Origin of the sequence: Streptomyces sp. IBSBF 3136, assembly GCF_036815105.1 — a bacterium.
GTDB lineage: Bacteria > Actinomycetota > Actinomycetes > Streptomycetales > Streptomycetaceae > Streptomyces.
Window position 1 is genome coordinate 1 of sequence record NZ_JAJSZC010000219.1, and the last position, 18,187, is coordinate 18,187.

The window sequence follows — 18,187 nt, forward strand, 5'->3', positions numbered from 1 at the left end:
GGCCCCCGCCGCTGGACCCGAGGCTCGGCTCCGACCCCCGCACCCGTGCCCCCGGCGTCCTGCTGCGGGTGCTGGACGCCACGGGCACCGAACTGCACGCAGAACACCGCTTCAGCGGCCGTCAGTTGGAGCCACCGCTGCCTGCGGGGGCGCATACCGTGGAGATCAGCGCGCGACTGCGGCCACGGGTGACAGGGCCCTGGCGGATCGGCGTCGCCGGATTCGGCCGGCTGAGCCTCCACCTCGACGGACGGCCGCTCCTGGAAGGGGTGTTCCGCACCACGACCGACGACCCCGCCGTGATCCACGTCAGCCCGCCGACCCAGGTGGTGACCGCGGAGCTGACCGCGGGCACGGCCCCACTGCTCGTCGCCCGCCGGGAACTCGCGCCCGGCACGGGCCGGGCCACCGTCGTCGGCGCCGCGCCGACCGGCCCCGGCCGCGCCGAGACCCTGGCCGCTGCCACCCGGGCGGCACGGGACGCCGACGCGGCGGTGGTGGTCGTCGGCACCGGCGAACAGCAGGAGCAGGAGGGCCGCGACCGTACCCATCTCTCGCTCGGCGCGGACCAGGACGCCCTGGTCCGCGCCGTGGCCCGGGCCAATCCGCGCACCGTGGCCGTGGTCAACAGCGGCGGCCCGGTCGAGCTGCCCTGGCGGGACGAGGTCGGCGCGCTGCTGCTCGCCTGGTTCCCCGGGCAGGAGGCGGGCGGTGGCCTCACCGACGTCCTCCTCGGCCGGGCCGAGCCCGGGGGGCGGCTGCCCACCACCTGGCCGGCCGCGCTCGACGACGCCCCGGTCACCCGCACCCGGCCGGAAGCCGGGCGCCTCACCTACGACGAGGGCCTGCACGTCGGCCATCGCGGCTGGCTGCGCGCCGGACGTACGCCCGCCTACTGGTTCGGGCACGGACTCGGCTACACGACCTGGTCGTACGAGGAGATCTCGGGCCCGGCGCGGACCGCGCCGGGGGAGGACGTCACCGTGCGGGTACGGCTGCGCAACACCGGTCGGCGGGCCGGACGGGAGGTCGTACAGGTCTACCTGGCCCGCCCCCGGGTGAGCGCCGTCGAGTACCCGCGGCGGTGGCTCGCCGGCTGGACGGAGGTAAGGGCGCGGCCCGGCGAGACGGTCGTCGCGACGGTGGTGGTCCCGGGGCGCTCGCTGCGCCACTGGGACGTGCGCGCCGGTGAGTGGCGGACGCTTCCCGGTCCGTGCCGGGTGCTCGCCGGCCCCTCGGCCGGTGAGGTGCCGCTGAGCCTGGAGACGTGGGTGAGCGAGCGGGCCTGAGCGGCGGGGCGCGGTCACGGAGAGCGCTCTATGCTCTCGGCCCGCGGGGCCGTTAGGGTGCGGGCATGAGCAGACAGGCCCCGACGCTCGAGGACGTCGCCCGGGAGGCAGGTGTCTCCCGGGCGACCGTGTCCCGGGTCGTCAACGGCGTACGCAACGTGGACCCGGCGATCCAGGAGGCCGTCCGCCGGGCGATCGAGCGGACCGGCTACGCGCCCAACCGGGCCGCCCGCTCCCTGGTCACCCGGCGGGCCGAGACCGTCGCGCTGGTGGTCTCCGGCGTCGGGGACGCACCGGAAGAGGCCCAGGCCGCCTTCGCCGCGCGGGTGTTCGCCGACCCGTTCTTCGGGCGGGTGGTCGCCGGGATCGTCGGCTTCCTCCGGCCGCGCTCGGTGCACCCGGTGCTGATGTTCGCCGAGTCCGCCGAGTCCCGCCAGGAGGTGCTGACCTATCTGCGCCAGGGCCGTGCCGACGGCGCGCTGGTCGTCTCAAGCCACGCCGACGACCCCCTGCCCGCGCTGCTCGCCGAGGCCCGGCTTCCCGCCGTGCTCTTCGCCCGTCCCTCCCGCCCGGTCCCGCTCAGCTATGTGGACCTGGCCCACCGCGACGGCGGGCGGCTGGCCGCCGAGCACCTGCTCGCCCGGGGATGCCGCCGGCTCGCCACCGTCTCGGGCCCGCTGGCGGTCGCCGCGAGCCAGGAACGGCTGGCCGGCTTCCGCGACACCCTGGCCCGGCACGGGCAGCCGTACGTCCCCGTCGCCGAGGGCGGCTTCACCCTGGACAGCGGCATGGCGGCCATGGCCGACCTGCTCGCCCAGCACCCCGGCCTCGACGGTGTGTTCGCGGCCAACGACCTCATGGCCCAGGGGGCCTGCCAGGTGCTGCGCGAGCAGGGCCGCCGGGTGCCCGAGGACGTCGCGGTCGTCGGCTTCGACGACTCCACCGTCGCGGTCGCCTGCCGGCCCCGGCTCACCACCGTCCGCCAGCCCGTCGAGGAGATGGCCGCCGACATGGCCCGCCTCCTGGACGAGCACATCCACGGCACCCGCACCGCGCCCGCCTCCGTCGTCTTCGACCCGGAGCTGGTGGTGCGGGACTCCGCCTGACCAGTGGGCCCGAGCCGCGCCGTCAGGCGGGCTCGCGGGCACAACAGCAGGCCGGTTCAGGACAGTCTCGGGCGGCAACTGCCAGCGCTAGTGGTGCAGTTGTGCCGCGCGCAGCAGCAGCAGCGTGACGTCGTCCGTGCACTGGCCGGTGGGCCACGCATGGTGGACGAGGCTGTCGGCGAGCTCCTCCAGGTCCCGGTCGTCGGCCGTGGTGAGGTGCCTGAGCAGGTCGGAGGTGGCCCGGGAGGCGTCCTGCCCCGGCCGTTCCACCAGGCCGTCGGTGTAGAGGGCGAGGATCGCTCCCGGGGGCAGCGCGGTGGCGGTGACCGGATAGCGCACGTCGGTGCCGATGCCCAGCAGGGGGCCCGGTTCGATGTCCAGGACTCGCCCCGCCCCCGGGCCCTCGCGCAGGAGCGGGGGCACGTGGCCGGCGCCGGCGAGGGTCAGCCGGCCGCGCGTGAGGTCGACGTGCGCGTAGAGGCAGGACACGAGCAGCTCGGAGTCCAGATCGACCAGCAGCCGGTTGGTGCGGGCCAGGACCTGGTCCGGTGGCGCGCCGGCGGTGGCGTGGGCGTGGACGGCGGTGCGCACCTGTCCCATCAGGGTGGCCGCCGCGATGCTGTGGCCCTCCACGTCGCCGATGATCGCGGCCACTGTCGTGTCGTCCAGGCGCAGCAGGTCGTAGAAGTCCCCGCTGACATCGACGCCGTGGCCGGCCGGCAGGTAGCGGGCGGCGACCGACAGGCCGGGCACGGCGGGCATGGTGCGCGGCAGCAGGGCCCGCTGGAGTTCCTGCGCCAGGCGGTGCTGGGTGTCGTAGAGCCGGGCGCGGTCCAGCGCCTGGGCGATGAGACCGGCCAGCGAGGTGAGGACGGCGCGCTCGTCGGCCGTGAACACGTGCGGTTCGTCGTACGACAGGATGCAGCAGCCCACCGGCCGGCCCGTGATGACCAGGGGCAGGAAGGCCCACGCCTGCTTGCCGCTCATCCGGGGAGCGCGCGGGTGATCGCGGCCCAGGTCGTCCGGGCTGCCGAAGAAAGCGGGGACGCCGCTGGTCAGGACGCGTCCGGCCGGTGTGAGTTCGGTGTCGAGGGGCAGCCCGTCGAGGCGCTCGATGATGTCGTCCGGGTAGCCGTGGTGACCGATGATCTTCAGGCGTCCGGCGTCCGCCGCCGACAGCACCGTCGCCTGCGCGCCGAAGGCGGGGAGGATCTGGTCGGCGATGAGCCCGACGAGGTCGCGTACGGTGACCGTCTCGGTGAGGGCCGCCGCCAGGTGCACCAACTGGTACAGGCGGCCGGTCGGCGCCGCCGAGGGCCGTCCGGCGGTGGCCGGCGCGGTGTCCGCCGCCCCCTGGTCGTCGTGCCGGGTGACCCGGACGCTGATGCCGCTGCTGTCCGGGTAGAACCGGAAGGTCAGCCACTGGTCGGGCGGCCGCAGCGCGTCGAAGGAGCACGGGACCCGGCTGATCACGGCGGTGCGGTACTGGTCCTCGTAGACCGGGTCGTCCAGCCACGGCAGCGCCTGCCAGGGCCGTGCGCCCAGCAGGCGCTCCGCGGGCCGGCCGAGGAGCCGGGCGGCGGCCGTGCTGACGAACGTGATGCGGCCCTCCAGATCGAGCGCGACCGCTCCTTCGGGCAGGCGTTCGAGATAGTCGACCGCGGTCATGTGGGTGTGCCCGGGGTGGCGCGCGGTCTCCAGCGGGAGGGCCCGCGGCACCTCGGGAAGGACGGGCGGCCGGGGCGAGTCGTCCAGCAGCCGCGCCAGCCGGTGCGCGCTCGCGGTGATGTGGCTCCGCTCGCGCGACGAGGCGTCCCGCGGGTGATCGCCGGGCCACATCAGCACCATGCCTCCCCAGCAGCGGCGCACCCCGTTCAGCGGGACCGCCGCCAGCGAGAAGCGGTACGGCAGGACGGCCGCGGCGCGCGGGTAGCGGCGCGTCATGTCGTCCTGCCCGCCGACCCACACCAGGCGGTCGTCCCGGATCGCGTCGGCGACCGGTACGGGCGCGTTGAGCGGCTGGCGCTGCCACGGCCGGCTGAACTCCACCGGCAGCCCGGAGAGCGCCACCAGCCGCAGCATCCGTGCCGGGTCGTCGATCAGGTAGAGACCGCCGATCGAGGCGCCGGTGCGGCGCATGACGTCGGTCAGGCCGCTCCCGAGCGCGTCGTCCACCGAGCCGTCGCCCACCGGCGGGTCGCTCGCCCGACCCGGGTCGCGCACGAACGGCCCGGCGGAGTCGTCACTCGGGGTGTCGACCGCCCCACCGTGGGACGTATGGCGTTCACGCGACATATCAGGACGATATTCCCGCCCTCGATCATTGCCAAGGCCGGGCACCTACGGCGACCACCACGGCCGCCGCGGTACCCGGCCGGTCACGCGCTCACGGCAATGTGCGGCACAGCAGGGCGGCGGGCCCGGGGCGGCTGCCGAACCGCGTGGTGAAGGCGATCCCGGCGGCGTACTCGTCCGCCGCGCACTGCCCCTTGTAGTCGCCCTCGGCGAAGTCACCGCCCGCCGCACCGACGGGACGGTTGTCGGACCGGTCGAACCACACGGTGCGGGCGGCCCCCGCGAGCGCGGTACGGCCCGGCACGCACAGCGCCGCCGACACCCGCTCCCCCCGCACGCTGTAGCCGGTCAGCAGACCGCCCGGGGGGCACTGGAGCTTCGTGTACCCCGACGCCCAGTCGCCGCCGGCGGGCACGTACCGCTCGTCGGTGACGACGGTCTGCCCCGCGTCCGTGGCCGGAGCCGCCGTGCCGGCGTCGGTGCACAGGCCACGGCCGCTGGTGTGCCCCAGGCCGACCAGCCGCAGCCCGTCCGGGCAGGCGGCCTTGCGGGCCCCGGGGTCCCAGTCGCCCGCCGCCCGTGCGCGCAGCGACTCCACCGCGTCGCCGTGGCCGGTGGCCAGCATCCGCCAGGTCGGCACGGACGCCACGGGTCCGGTCGTGCCGGGCGCGGACATGAGGTGCCGCCAGGCCGTGCCGCGCCAGTCGCCGGCGTCGAGGACACCGGAGCGGTGCCCGGCACCGTCGTAGCGCAGCAGCGCCCAGTCGTCGTGGCCCTCGAAGCCGACCAGCGGCCAGAACGCGAAGTCGGCGTCGTGGTCGGCGAGGTAGTCGGTCATGTCGCCGAACCACGTGCGGGCCGCCGGGTTCGTCTCGCCGCTCCCGATGCCGAACTCGCTCACCCAGACGGGCGCCGTGTAGTGCCGGCCGCTCTCCTCGACGAAGAACGCCTCGTCGTCGAGCGCCGCGCCCAACTGCTCGCGGGTCATGTCCTGGTAGCGCTGGTCATGTGTCTCGCCGATGCCGGTGGCACCGCTGTGGTGCGGACCGGTGTAGCCGTAGAAGTGGGCGGAGTACACCAGCTTGTGCGCGTCCACGAGGGTGTGCGAGAGCGTGCGCACGGGGGTGAGCTGCGGCCGGCCGTGCGGGAGCCCGTCGACGGGCAGGCCGGTCCAGTTGATGCCCTCGACGACGATGAGCAGACGGGGGTCGCCCTCGGTGAGGATCCGGTCGGCGGCGAGCTGGGCGGCCGCGTACCAGTCGTGGTCGTCGCTCAGGCCCCAGTTGGGGTCGTCCAGGACGTTGCGTCTGACCTCGTTGTACAGGTCGGCGCCGACCACCCCCGGGACCCCGGCGTAGCGGCGGGCCATGAAGACCCAGTCGTCGGCCCACTGCCGGGTCGACTGCCCGGTGTTCCACCGCTCGTTGCCGTCCACCCCGCAGCACCAACGGGAGGTGTTGGTGTGGTTGTTGAGGATGACCGCGAACCCGCCCCGGCTGAGCGCGTCCACGACGGCGTCGTAGACCTGAAGCGGTGTCCTTCCGCGCAACTGCGGGTTGGCGTCCACGGCACTGTCGGGCACCGCGGCCGTGCTGTGGATCATCTCGTTGGAGAACGGCAGCCGGACGGTGTTGATGCCCAGTTCGCGGAAGTCGGCGAGCAGCCCGTCCAGCGGAACGCGGTCGAGGCCGAGCGGTATCCCGTGGGAGTCCTGGCCCGCGTGATGGCTCGCCGGATCGCCGATGTCGCCGCTGCCCGTCCAGGACCCCTGCGCCCCGTCCCAGTTGGCGCCCTTCAGCCGGAAGCGGTCGCCCCGGGCGTCGACTATGTAGCGGCCCCGGGTGGACAGGGGCGGATACCAGGTCTGCGCGGCCGCGGAGGCGGCACGTGGGGCGGTGGGCGGGCGGGGCGGCGGCGCGGCGGACGCCGTCGTCGTCTGCGCGGCCAGGAGCACGAGGCCGGCGACCGCGCCCGCCAGGCGCAGGACAGTTGGTGCCATCGACATGTGGACAGCCCTCGGTTGGTGTGGGGGAACCGTTCTCCGGGGCTGTACGGTGCCCTGTCCCGCCGGGAAGGTCCAGACGGCCGGCACACGCGGCGCGATCCGCGCACCGCGGCGGCCCGGACGTAGCTCGGACCGCTCGCCCCGCTCTCCCTCACGGTGATCGGATCAGCACCTGTTCGAGCGGCACCGACCGCGGCATGAGCCGGTCGCGCCGAACCGGCGGGAGTGGGTCCCCTCCCCGGGGGAAGGGACCGGAACTCAGGGCAGGTCGACGTAAGGGGACAGGAAGGCCCGGGCACCGGGGGTGTCGAGCCGGTAGGCGACGTTCGTCGCGTAGCAGGGCGTGTCACCGGTGATGGTGGTGGCGGCGAGGACCCGCCTGCCGTTCAGGACCGCGAAGTTCGGGCCACCCGAATCGCCGTAGCAGGCGCCGCCGTTGCCCTGCGGCCGGGTCATGGCGAGCCGTACCCAGGCGGGGTTCAGGGCGTCGAACGACAGCGGCGCCTTCATCCGGACGCCGCCGCCGGGATGCGTCTGCCCGCCGGGGCCGTTCACCGCCTCCTGCGTGCCGTAACCGGCGACCACCCAGTCGGTGGAGTTCAGCCCCTGCGGCGCCAGGGCGCCCAGTTGGTTCGCGGTCGGCAGTGCGGCCGGGGTGAAGGACCAGCGGGCGGCGACCCGCGCGGCCGGCAGCTCGATCACCGCGATGTCGTGCGGGTCGGAGGCGGGGCCCGGGTAGTCGGGGTGGGTGCGGGCGGTGCCCGCCACGCCGACGGCGGCCGCCTGGGCGGCGGGATCGCCCGGGTAACGCTTCGCCGCGGCGTCGAGCCCGGCCTGGACGTCCTGGTCCAGCGACACGTAGAACCGCACGCCGGCGGGCCAGTCGCTGGTGCAGTGCGCCGCGGTCAGGAACGTGTCCGCGTCGACCATCGTGCCGGAGCACACCCAGTCGACCCGGTCCGGGGTCGCCGGATCAGCGTCGTCGTCCCAGGCGGCCACGAGGGCGCCGACCTCGGTGCGTTCGGGAGCCGGGGAGGCGTTGTAGGAGTTGATCGCGGACGAGGGCAGGGCGGCGGCGAGCACGGCGGCACAGGCGGCCGCGGTCACGGCGGTGACGCGTACGGCGGTCAAGAAGCCCCCTTCACTGGGTGTGTGGGACAGGTGTTCTCCTGTGGGAGGTAGACGGCATTGAAGTGCCTGACGCGCCCCGCGACAAGACCGCGACGACCCCGCGGCGATCCCGCGCCGCTCCGGACGGCGGAGCGCGGCGTTGCGATCGCACAGGGATGCCCCTGACCGTTGGCTAAGGTGAGGCGTGATCACCAGCGAGACGGAGACAGACCGGCGGGGACGGTTCCGGCCCGGGTACAAGGCCGCGGCGGGCGTGTTCGCCGTCGGGATGATGGGCACCACGCTGCCCACGCCGCTCTACGGCCTGTACCGCGAGGAGATCGGCTTCTCCGAACTGGTCGTGACGGTCGTGTTCGCGGTCTACGCGCTCGGCGTCATCGCCGCCCTGCTCGTCGCGGGCGGCTTCTCCGACGTGCTGGGGCGGCGGCCGATGCTGCTGGCCGCGCTCGGCCTGGCCGCGCTCAGTGCCGTGTGCTTCCTGGCCGAGGGAGGACTGCCGCTGCTGTTCGCCGGCCGGGTGCTGTCCGGCTTCTCCGCCGGACTGCTGAGCGGCACCGGCACCGCGGCCGTCCTCGAACTCGCCCCGCCGGGCAGGCGCGGCCGCGCCGGACTGGCGGCGACCGCGGCCAACATGGGCGGCCTGGGACTGGGCCCCCTCCTGTCCGGCATCCTCGCCGAGTACGCCCCGGCGCCTCTCAAACTTCCGTTCGCCGTCCACCTGGGGCTCCTGGCCGTCGCCACCCTGATCGTCCGGCTGCTCCCCGAGACCGTGCGCCGGCGCGACCCGCGGCCGTCGCTGCGGCCCCAGGGCATGACGGTCCCGCCGGAGGTGCGCGGGGTCTTCGGGCCGTGCGCCCTGGCCGCCTTCGCCGGCTTCTCCGTGCTCGGCCTGTTCACCGCCGTGACCCCGGCCTTCCTCAACCAGACGCTCGGGGAGCACAACCTGGCGGTCGCCGGTGCCGTCGTCTTCTGCCTGTTCTGTGCCTCGACCTGCGGACAACTGCTCATGGGACGGATCGGCGCCCGCAGAGCCCTGCCCTGGGGCTGCGGGGTGCTCGTCGCCGGGCTGCTCCTCATCGGCGCCTCGCTGCTCCTGAAGTCCTTCCCGTTCCTGCTGGTCGGCGCGGCCACCGGTGGCGTGGGGCAGGGGATGGCGTTCCGCGCGGGGCTCACGGAGGTCAGCTCCGCGGCCCCCGAGACCCACCAGGGCGCCACCATCTCGGCGTTCTTCGTCGTCGCGTACATCGGGATCTCGCTGCCGGTCGTCGGGGTGGGCGCGATGTCGCTGGCGCTGGGGCTGCGCGGTGCCGGGCTGGTGTTCACCGGGTGCGCGGTGGTGCTCGTGGCGGCGGTGGGGGTGTGGCTGCGGCGCAACCTGCCTGCGGAGCCGGAGGAGGCGTGACAGTGGATGAACGTCTCGTCGTCCACCGGCGTCGAAGGAGAAACCGCCGGCGAAGGTGAGAGGCACCTGATGAGACTCGTCCGTTCCGCGCGCCGTTTCCCGTTGTCCCGCCCGGTGCTGGTCGCGGGGCTCGTCTGGATGGCCGCCGGCTGCCAGGGGCAGGCCCGGTCCCACCCGGCCGAACAGGCGGGGAGCACCGCCTGGACGGAGCCTGCCGCCTACACCTACACCCTGAGGTCGACCGGGGGAGAGCGGCTGCTGATCGGTACGTTCCGGGTGACCGTACGCGATCGGAAAGTCGCGCATGTGGCCGGGCTGGACGAGCAGGGCCGCGCCGTGGTGCGCCGGGCACCGGACGCGGTGCCCACCATCGGCGCGCTGCTGAGGGAACTGGCCGAGGCGCGGCGCGACGGCGCGGACACGGCGCAGGCGCGCTACTCCGGTGACGGGCACCCGCTGCGGATCACCCTGGACCGGTCGGCGGACGCCGTCGACGACGAAGCACGGTACGTCATCGGCGACTACGCCGTCACCGGCGCCGGATGACGAGCGACCGTCACCTGAAATGGACGAGGATCCGCCCCGCGTTGCCGGAGTCGACCTCCCGGCGGACGTAGAGCTTCCTGATGTGCTTCTGGTCGAGGAACGCCAGCACGCGCTCCCTGAGCCGGCCCGACCCCTTGCCCGGGATGATCTCCACGACCGTCTCACCGGAGTTGTTCGCCCGGAACAGGAACTGCCGCAAGGCGAGTTCGATGTCGCGGTTGTTGCGGAAGATCGGGTGGAGATCGAGCGACATCATGCGGGCCTCCTCAGTACGCGGGACGAACATACACCTTGTGACTGAGGGTCACGGCATGACGTAGAGTGATCGGCAGGGGTGCGGAGGGGGAGAGGCGTGACACCGGAGACAGCGCGGTTCGCGGTGCTCGGACCCGTCCGTGCCTGGCGGGCGGGGGCGGAGCTCGACCTCGGCGGCCCGCGGGAACGTGCGTTGCTCGCCCTGCTGCTGGTCCGGGCAGGTCAGCCGGTCGCGACGGCGGAGATCATCGACGTGCTGTGGGGCCCGAACCCACCCGGAACCGCGCTCAGCATGGTTCGCAGGCATGTCGGTTCCCTGCGCCGCCTGCTGGAGCCGGGGCTCCCCGCCCGGGGCGCGGGCCGCTGGCTCCTCAGGGGCGCCGGCGGATACCGGATGGTCACCGAAAGTGACTCCCTGGACCTGCTGCGGTTCCGCGCCCTGCTCGCCGACGGCCGCCGGGCCGCCGCGGCGGCGGACCCGGCGCGGGCCGCGCGCCTGCTCACCGAAGCCCTGTCCCTGTGGCAGGGCCCCGCCGCCACCGGGATCCCCGCCGAGGCACGCGCCCACGCGGCGTTCGGCGCCCTGGACCGCGAGTACCTGGCCGCCCTGAAGGACGCCGCCGACGCCGCGCTCGGCGCGGGTGTGCCCGCCACGGTCCTGCCCCGGCTCTGCGCGGCCGCCGTGGACAGCCCGCTGGACGAACCGCTCCTGGCCCGGCTGATGCTCGCCCTCTCGGCCACCGGCGCACGGGCCGAGGCGCTGGCCGCCTACCGCACCGTGGCGTCCCGGCTCGCCGACGAGCTGGGGATGGACCCCGGAGCGGAACTGCGCGACGCCCACGCGGCCCTGCTCGGCCGGACACCCCTCTCGGCCGTCGGAGCGGAAACCGCGGGAACACACTCCGGTGAGGGGCCGGCGGCCACCGCCGCCCCCGTCCCGCACGCGGTCTCCGTGCCGGCTCAACTCCCCTACGACCTGGACACGTTCACCGGTCGCCGGGCCGAACTCGACCAGGCACTCGGGGCTTTGTCGAGCGACGCGGGGGCCACCGACACGGTCGTCGTCAACGCGATCGGCGGGATGGCCGGGGTCGGCAAGACCACGCTCGCCGTGCACTGGGCCCACCGGGTCAGCCACCGCTACCCGGACGGACAGCTCTACGTCAACCTGCGTGGCTTCGACCCGTCCGGCGCCGTCATGACCCCGGCCGAGGCCGTCCGCGGCTTCCTGGACACGCTGGGAGTGCCCCCCGAGCAGGTCCCGCGTGACCTCGACGCCCAGACCGCCCTGTACCGCGGCATGCTCGCCGGCCGCCGCTTCCTCGTCCTGCTGGACAACGCCCGGGACACCGAACACGTGCGGCCGCTGCTGCCCGCCGCACCCGGCTGCCTCACCATCGTCACCAGCCGCGACCGGCTGACCGACCTGGTGGCGGCGCACGGAGCCCACGCCCTCACACTGCGGCCGCTCGACGTGGCGGAGGCGCGCGAACTCCTCGTCCGCCGTCTGGGCGTCGAGCGTACCGACGCCGAACCGGAGGCCGTCGCCGAGATCACCGCGCTGTGCGCGGGACTGCCGCTCGCCCTCGCCTGCGTCGCCGCCCGCGCGGCCACCCATCCGCACTTCTCCCTGTCGGCCGTCGCCGCCGAACTGCGCGAGGCCCACGGCAGCCTCGACGCCTTCAGCAGGGCCGACGCGTCCGCCGACGTCGGCGTGGTCTTCTCCTGGTCCTCCCGCGCCCTCCCGCCCGACGCCGGCCGCCTGTTCGGGCTGCTCGCACTGCACCCGGGCCCCGACGTCACGGCACCCGCCGCGGCGGCCCTCGCCGGGCTCACCGTACCGGCGGCGCACACGCTGCTCACCGAGCTGAGCCGGGCGCACCTCATCAGCGAGCACACCCCGGGCCGCTACGCCTTCCACGACCTGCTGCGCGCCCACGCCGCCGAACTGGCCCACGCCGAGCACGACGGACCCGCCCGCCGGGCCGCGGCGGACCGGCTGTTCCGGCACTACCTGCACACCGCGCACGCCGCCGGTCTGCTGATCGCCCCGTACGCGGACGGGATGCCGCTCGACCCGGCCCCCGAGGACACCCGCCCCGAACCACTCGACGACGACGAGCGGGCCCTGGCCTGGCTCACCGCCGAGCACGCGGTGCTGCTCGCGGTCGTCCACGCGGCCGCGAACTCCGGCGCGGACCGCGTGGCCTGCCTCCTGGTGTCGTCCCTCGAACGGTTCTTCGACCGGCAGGGGCACTGGCACGACTGGGTGGCCGTCCAGCACACCGCGCACGCCGCGGCGCTGCGCCTCGCGGACCCCGTCCTTGAGGCCCACAGCGTCCGTGGCCTGGCCCGCGCCGAGGGCCGCCTCGGCCTGCACGACGAAGCCGCCGTCCACCTCGCACGGGCCCTGGACCTCTTCACCGGGCTGGGGGACGACGCGGGCCGGGCCAGCGTCCACCGCAGCCTCGCCTGGGAGGCCGAGCAGCGCGGCGACCTGCACGGTGCGCTGCGGCACGACCAGTTGGCGCTCGACGTGCTCCGTGCCACCGGCAGCCCGGCCGCGCAGGCCTCCGCCCTGAACGCGGTCGGCTGGTCCCACGCGACGCTCGGGGAGTACCGGCAGGCCCTGGACCACTGCTCCGAGGCCCTGACCATGCTGGAGGAACTGGGCGACCAGGTCGGACAGGCCGCCACCTGGGACAGCATCGCCTACGCCCACCATCACCTCGGCGACCATCCGCGGGCCCTCGCCGGATACCGCCGGGCGCTCGCCCTCTACCGGGAGGCGGGCGTACCGGCGGAGGAGGCCGGCTCCCTGGTCCGCATCGGCGACGTCCACCGTGCGACCGGCGACCACGAGGCCGCCCGGGCCGCCTGGGGGAGCGCCCTCGCCCTCTACGCCGAGCTGTCCCACGCCGACGCCGAACGCATCAGTGCCCGGCTCGCGGAATCCTGAGCTGTGTCGCCCCGTAGGGGTTCCGGGAGGAGTATGGAGGGTGAGCGAGCGAAGGGGGCCGTCATGGGCAACGGAGCCTCGGAGTACGACGAAGGGCTGTACTCGCACACTCCCTCCCAGGCCGAGGGCGAGCGCGACGAGCCGACCGAACGCACCGGCGTGGAACAGCACCCGGACGTCCCCCGGTCCGAGCCGTCCCAGGCCGAGGGCGAGCGGGTGCAGGACACCGGGAACGCCTGACACACCGGCACAGGGCCCCGGGGGGGGGGGGGGGGGGGGGGGGGGGGGGGGGGGGGGGGGGGGGGGGGNGCCGGGGCACGCGATCACGCGCCCCGGCCCGCCGGGTCCTCCACCGTCCGCCGGGTCCCCGGCGGACGGCCGCGGTCAGGCTGCGGCCGAGGGCCGGATGTTCTGGTTGAGCCGGAACATGTTCGTGGGGTCGTAGGCGTCCTTGACCGCGACGAGCCGTTCGCGCACCGCGCCGGGATACGCGGCGCGCACCTTGTCCTCGGCGCCGTCGCCGGTGAAGTTGACGTACGTCGCGCCACGGCCGTGCCGCGCGATGTCCTCGCGGGTGGCGCGTGCCCAGGCGACGTGCGCGTCGAAGCCCGCGGCCTCGGGGGACCGCGCGATCACGTTGCACAGCATGCCGTGATCGCGCTGGCTGAAGGCGGTGGCGTCGGCGGGTACGCGGGCGAAGGCACCGCCGAGCTGGTGCAGATGCAGTTCGCTGGACGGCGTCGGGGTCCCGCTGTGGTGGCGCAGCACGGACTCCAGCGCGGTGTCGGACGGGTCGATGAACGCCGAGGTGAAGTAGTTGTGGGCACCGGCCGTCCACAGCGGGTCGATCAGCGACTGCATCGCGGTGTACGGCATGGGGCCCATGACGTCGGCGACGGGCGTGCCCAGCTTGCGCAGCGGAGCGACGGCCGCCTCGCCGGTCGCGAGGTCGCCCGCGTACATGCCCAGCAGCGCGACGATCCGGCTGCCGTGGACCTCCTCGGGCAGGAACGGCAGAGGTGGTGCCGTCGTCAGGTTGACCAGTGTCGTCAGGTCGTCGGGCATGTCTCCGGTCAGCTCGCGCCAGCCCGTGACCACCTGCCTGGCCTGCTCCGCGGGGTAGACGATCAGGCCGCCCAGGATCTGCGGGCCCACCGGGTGCAGCCGGTACTCGAACGAGGTCACGATCCCGAAGTTGCCGCCGCCGCCCCGCAGGGCCCAGAACAGCTCGGAGTGCTCCCTCGGATCGGCGCGCACCACCCGGCCGTCCGCGGTGACCACCTCGGCCGCCGTCAGGTTGTCGGAGGCCAGCCCGTGCCGGCGCAGCAGCCAGCCCACCCCGCCGCCGAGCGTGAAGCCGGCGATACCGGTGCTGGACACCAGCCCACCGGTCACGGCGAGGCCGAAGGCCTGCGTCTCGTGGTCGAGGTCGCCCCAGGTCATGCCGGCCTGGGCGACCACCCGCCGCCGTACGGGGTCGACGAGGGCGCCCTTCATCCGCGAAAGGTCGATGACGATGCCGTCGTCACAGGTGGAGAACCCGGCGATGCTGTGGGCGCCACCGCGCACGGCGACGGGCAGGTCCTGGCTGCGCGCGAACTCGACGGCGCGGACGACGTCCGCGGTCCCGGCGCAGCGCACGACGAGCGCCGGGTGCTTGTCGTGCGCCCCGTTCCAGACGGCGCGGGCCTCGTCGTACCCGGCGTCGCCCGGGCGGACGACGCTGCCGCGCAGGCCCGCTTCCAGTTCGGCGATGGTGGCGTCCCCCAGGACGCCCCGTGCGGTGTCGATGGACATGGTCGGCTCCTCGTGTCGAATGTGCTCTGACCGACACCAAGGACCGTAGGCAGCGGCTCTTAGCACTCACTCAGCAGCCGCTTTGCGGGCCGGCTCGGGCGGTACCGCGCGCCGCAACAGGGCGGGGCCCCGGGCGTCGCCGAGCCGCGCGAAGAGGTCACCGGACCAGTCGGCCGCCGCCCTGGCGTCCCGGCGCTCGCCCGCCTGCCACAGCAGCCGGGCCAGCATCAGGCCGACCCAGCCGGCGGCGTTGGTCGACCCGGCGACGTGCTCGAGGCGCCGGGCGCGGTCCAGGAGACGGCGGGCGCGCGCCGTGTCCCCGGCCTGCCGCGCCACGAGACCCAGGTGCAGCAGGCTGTTGACGGTGCCCGGGATGTCGTCGGTCTCCTCGAAGCCGGCGAGGACCCGGGCCAGCGTCGCCCGGGCGGCCTCGGTGTCGCCCTCGGCCAGGTGCAGCAGGCCGAGGCAGCCGAGGGTGATGCCCTCCTCCCGGCGGTCGCCGAGCCGGCCCCGTATCGCCAGCGCCGCGTCCAGGCACTTCCGCGCCGCGTCGAAGTCGCCCCGGCCCCGGTGGACGTTGCCGAGCACGTTGAGCGCCAGGGACTCGCCGTGCGGGTCGTCGAGCGCGCGGAAGCGGTCGGCGGCCCGCTCGGCCGCCTCGGCGGCGGCGCCGGTGTCGCCGTCGAGCCGGCTCGCCCACGCGAGGTTCACCAGGGCGTAGCCCCGGGCCCGGGACGGGCCGACCGCGCGGCCGGCGAGCACGGTCTCCTCGAAGAACAGCGACACCTGTCCCGCCGCGTCGTCGTCCTCGACCGCGTAGCCCGGTGTCATGACGGGGTAGAACGGCTCGCTCGCGGCGTCGACGTCGTCGAGCAGCCGCAGTCCGGCCGCGCAGGCCTCGCGGGCCGCCCGGCCCTCGCCGCGGCAGACGGCCCAGACGCCCTCCAGGTGCGCGGCGGCGGCGAGCACGGAGGGGTCGCCCGCCTCCTCGGCGAGAGCACGTGCCAGGTCGAGGGCGGTTCGGGCGCGGTCCGGGGCGCCGTGCATCCACAGCAGGACGGCCTGCTGGCAGTGGGCGTACGCCAGCGCCGGCGGGTCCCGCCGCAGCCGGTGGATGCCGACGATCTGCTCGGCGATGTCCTCCAGCGGGGAGCCGTCACCGAGCCGGATCGCCAGCACGGCCTGGCCCATCAGCGCCCTCGCCCGCTGCGGGGTCGGCTCCGGCGCCGCGGCCAGGGTGTCGTCGAGCCAGCACCGGCCCTCGGCGAGCCGCCCCCGTTCGGGCCAGAACGACCGCAGGGCGACGGCGAGGCGCAGCGCGTCGGCCGGTTCGTGGCGCAGGAAGGAGCGCAGGGCGGCCCTCAGGTTGCCGTAGTCGGCCTCCAGTTCCAGCGAGGTCGCGCCCGACACCCCCGTGGCCCGCTCGTGGTCCTGCGTCTCGGCGAGGGCCAGGTAGAAGTGCCGGTGCCGAGCCTCGGTGGCCGCTTCCTCCCCGGCGGCCCGCAGGCGTCCGGCCGCGTACTGCCGGATGGTCTCCAGCAGCCGGTAACGGACCTCGTCCTGCCGGGGCTCCACCCACACCAGGGACTTGTCGGCCAGCCGGCCGAGCAGATCGAGCACCGGGACGGCGGGGGAGCCGTCCGCGCCCACCTCCTCGGCCGCGACGAGGGAGAAGCCGCCCGAGAAGACCGCGAGCCGCCGGAACAGCCGCCGCTCGTCGTCGTCGAGCAGCCGGTGGCTCCACTCCAGAGTGGCCAGCAGTGTCTCCTGACGGGTCGCGCCGTACCGGGTGCCCCGGCCGAGCAGGGCCAGCGCGTCGTCGAGCCGCTCGGCGATCTGGAGCGGGGCCAGCACGTGCACCCGGGCCGCCGCGAGCTCCAGGGCCAGCGGCATCCCGTCGAGCCGGAAGCAGATCTGCGCCACGGCCGCCGCGTTGCCCGGGGTCAGCCGGAAGCCGGGGGCCGCATCCGCCGCCCGCTCCACGAACAGCCGCACGGACGCGAAGCGGCCCAGTTCCTCCAGGGTCGGCAGCCGACGTGGGTCCGGCAGTTCGAGGGAGGGCACCCGGAAGGTGCGTTCCCCGTAGCTGCGCAGCGGCTCGCGGCTGGTCGCCAGCACGTAGACGCCGGGGCAGTGGGCCAGCACCTGCGAGGCGAGCGCGGCACACGCCTCGATCAGGTGCTCGCAGTTGTCCAGCACCAGCAGTGTCTCCCGGCCGCCCAGCTGCGCGATCAGCGCGTCCCGCGCGCCGCCGGACGGCGGGAGGTGCAGCCCCAGGGCAGCCGCCACCGCCTCGGGCAGCAGATGCGGTTCGGCGAGGGCGCCGAGGTCCACGAACCACGCCCCGTCCCGGAAGCCGTCGACCCGACGGGCCGCCACGGCGAGCGCGAGCCGGGTCTTGCCGCAGCCGCCGGCTCCGGTCAGGGTCAGCAGCCTGCCGCGCCCCAACAGCCGCGCCACCTCGGCCATTTCGCGCTCCCGCCCGACGAGGGCGGTCGCCGGCGCCGGCAGGTTGTGCCGCGGGGGCCGAGGGCGCGGGTCCGGGTCCTCGACCGAGTCGGTCAGCAGCACCCGGTACAGGCGGCGGGTCTGCGGGTCGGGATCGGCGCCGGTGGCCTCGCCGAGCGCGTCGCGCAGTCGCTCGTAGACGGCCAGTGCCTCCGGGCGCCGCCCCGCGCCGGCCAGCACCCGCATCAGGGCCCGGTGGCCGGGTTCGTGCAGGGGGTCCCGCGCGATCAGGACGCGCAGCACGTCGATGGCCTCGTCCGTGCGGTGTTCGTGCTCGAGAGCCTCGCCCAGCCCCAGCCGCAGCACGGTGAGCCGGGTCTCCAGCGCCCCGGCCGCCTCGTCCGCCCAGGGCTCGTAGCGGTCCTCGGGCAGCAGTCCGGAAGCGGCCAGGGCGAGCGCGGCGCGGTGGTCCGCCACACCGCCGCCGTGCGAGGCCCGCCGGGCCAGCGCGTCGAACGCGTCGAGGTCGATCCGCACGTCGCCGTCGCCGCCGTCGAGCAGCACCATGTCGTCGCGGAGCACCACGACCTCGGCCCGGGCCCCCGCGGACGCCAGTGCCCGGCGCACGGCGTGCAGCACCTGGTGGAGGTTGTTCGCGGCGGCCGCCTGGTCGAGCTCCGGCCACAACAGGTCGTAGAGCCGTTCCCGGTGCATCCGATGTCCCGGCGCCAGGGACAGCAGTTTCAGCAGGCTGCGAGCCTTGCGCAGGCGCCATGCCCCGGCGGCGACCGGGCGGCCCTCGACCGTCACGGCGAACCCGCCGAGGAGCCGGATGCACACGTCCTCACCCATCGCTGTCCTCAGCAGCAGGCTACCGCCGGACCCCGGCCGGGACCTGGGGGGGCGGACGCCGACGCCGTGGACCCGCCCTGCCCCGGCGGCGCCCCTCAGCGT

At 75.0% G+C, this 18,187-nt stretch carries 12 protein-coding genes; 6 read left to right on the plus strand and 6 right to left on the minus strand.

What is annotated here, in order from left to right; translation table 11 throughout:
* Both V7E45_RS32625 and V7E45_RS32630 read left to right on the plus strand, forming a co-directional pair.
* On the plus strand, window positions 1-1,289 hold a 1,289-nt coding region (locus V7E45_RS32625), incomplete at its 5' end, for a glycoside hydrolase family 3 C-terminal domain-containing protein (RefSeq protein ID WP_333777848.1).
* 65 nt (window positions 1,290-1,354) lie between these two features.
* Window positions 1,355-2,395, plus strand: coding sequence for a LacI family DNA-binding transcriptional regulator (locus tag V7E45_RS32630; protein WP_333777849.1), 1,041 nt, complete (start codon window positions 1,355-1,357; stop codon window positions 2,393-2,395).
* Window positions 2,396-2,482: 87 nt separating this feature from the next.
* Here V7E45_RS32630 and V7E45_RS32635 read toward each other — a convergent pair whose 3' ends face one another.
* From V7E45_RS32635 to V7E45_RS32645, 3 genes are all read right to left on the minus strand, one after another.
* Window positions 2,483-4,534, minus strand: a complete 2,052-nt coding sequence (locus V7E45_RS32635) for a SpoIIE family protein phosphatase (protein ID WP_333777858.1) — start codon at window positions 4,532-4,534, stop codon at window positions 2,483-2,485.
* 247 nt (window positions 4,535-4,781) lie between these two features.
* Window positions 4,782-6,695 (minus strand): glycoside hydrolase family 5 protein, encoded by a 1,914-nt coding sequence (locus V7E45_RS32640; RefSeq protein ID WP_333777850.1) that lies wholly within the window; start codon window positions 6,693-6,695, stop codon window positions 4,782-4,784.
* A 258-nt stretch (window positions 6,696-6,953) separates the two neighbouring features.
* Entirely contained in the window at window positions 6,954-7,826 is an 873-nt protein-coding gene (locus V7E45_RS32645; protein ID WP_333777851.1) for a trypsin-like serine protease, read from the minus strand.
* A gap of 187 nt (window positions 7,827-8,013) precedes the next feature.
* On the opposite strand from V7E45_RS32645, the gene V7E45_RS32650 reads away from it, so the two are divergent.
* Together V7E45_RS32650 and V7E45_RS32655 are read left to right on the plus strand one after the other, a co-directional pair.
* Window positions 8,014-9,228, plus strand: a complete 1,215-nt coding sequence (locus tag V7E45_RS32650; RefSeq protein WP_333777859.1) for an MFS transporter — start codon at window positions 8,014-8,016, stop codon at window positions 9,226-9,228.
* A 69-nt stretch (window positions 9,229-9,297) separates the two neighbouring features.
* A complete protein-coding gene (locus V7E45_RS32655) occupies window positions 9,298-9,774 on the plus strand; it encodes a DUF6174 domain-containing protein (protein WP_333777852.1) in 477 nt (158 codons plus the stop codon).
* A 10-nt stretch (window positions 9,775-9,784) separates the two neighbouring features.
* Here the strand turns inward: V7E45_RS32655 and V7E45_RS32660 are convergent, their stop codons facing one another.
* The gene (locus tag V7E45_RS32660; RefSeq protein ID WP_333777853.1) at window positions 9,785-10,030 is read right to left on the minus strand and encodes a Smr/MutS family protein; all 246 of its coding nucleotides are present in this window, start codon (window positions 10,028-10,030) and stop codon (window positions 9,785-9,787) included.
* A gap of 96 nt (window positions 10,031-10,126) precedes the next feature.
* Here V7E45_RS32660 and V7E45_RS32665 point away from each other — a divergent pair, with 96 nt between their 5' ends.
* Both V7E45_RS32665 and V7E45_RS32670 read left to right on the plus strand, forming a co-directional pair.
* Entirely contained in the window at window positions 10,127-12,988 is a 2,862-nt protein-coding gene (locus V7E45_RS32665) for an AfsR/SARP family transcriptional regulator (RefSeq protein WP_333777854.1), read from the plus strand.
* Window positions 12,989-13,051: 63 nt separating this feature from the next.
* Entirely contained in the window at window positions 13,052-13,228 is a 177-nt protein-coding gene (locus V7E45_RS32670; RefSeq protein WP_333777855.1) for a hypothetical protein, read from the plus strand.
* Window positions 13,229-13,372: 144 nt separating this feature from the next.
* Here V7E45_RS32670 and V7E45_RS32675 read toward each other — a convergent pair whose 3' ends face one another.
* Entirely contained in the window at window positions 13,373-14,785 is a 1,413-nt protein-coding gene (locus tag V7E45_RS32675; protein ID WP_333777856.1) for an FAD-binding oxidoreductase, read from the minus strand.
* A 66-nt stretch (window positions 14,786-14,851) separates the two neighbouring features.
* Window positions 14,852-18,085 (minus strand): BTAD domain-containing putative transcriptional regulator, encoded by a 3,234-nt coding sequence (locus V7E45_RS32680; RefSeq protein WP_333777857.1) that lies wholly within the window; start codon window positions 18,083-18,085, stop codon window positions 14,852-14,854.
* Window positions 18,086-18,187: the final 102 nt, after the last annotated feature.

Excerpts from the sequence above, each read along its gene's own strand:
- V7E45_RS32675 (WP_333777856.1), bottom strand. The coding sequence starts at position 14,785 with ATGTCCATCGACACCGCACGGGGCGTCCTGGGGGACGCCACCATCGCC.
- V7E45_RS32680 (WP_333777857.1), bottom strand. The coding sequence starts at position 18,085 with ATGGGTGAGGACGTGTGCATCCGGCTCCTCGGCGGGTTCGCCGTGACG.
- V7E45_RS32630 (WP_333777849.1), top strand. The coding sequence starts at position 1,355 with ATGAGCAGACAGGCCCCGACGCTCGAGGACGTCGCCCGGGAGGCAGGT.
- V7E45_RS32640 (WP_333777850.1), bottom strand. The coding sequence starts at position 6,695 with ATGTCGATGGCACCAACTGTCCTGCGCCTGGCGGGCGCGGTCGCCGGC.
- V7E45_RS32660 (WP_333777853.1), bottom strand. The coding sequence starts at position 10,030 with ATGATGTCGCTCGATCTCCACCCGATCTTCCGCAACAACCGCGACATC.
- V7E45_RS32670 (WP_333777855.1), top strand. The coding sequence starts at position 13,052 with ATGGGCAACGGAGCCTCGGAGTACGACGAAGGGCTGTACTCGCACACT.
- V7E45_RS32635 (WP_333777858.1), bottom strand. The coding sequence starts at position 4,534 with ATGCGCCGCACCGGCGCCTCGATCGGCGGTCTCTACCTGATCGACGAC.
- V7E45_RS32655 (WP_333777852.1), top strand. The coding sequence starts at position 9,298 with ATGAGACTCGTCCGTTCCGCGCGCCGTTTCCCGTTGTCCCGCCCGGTG.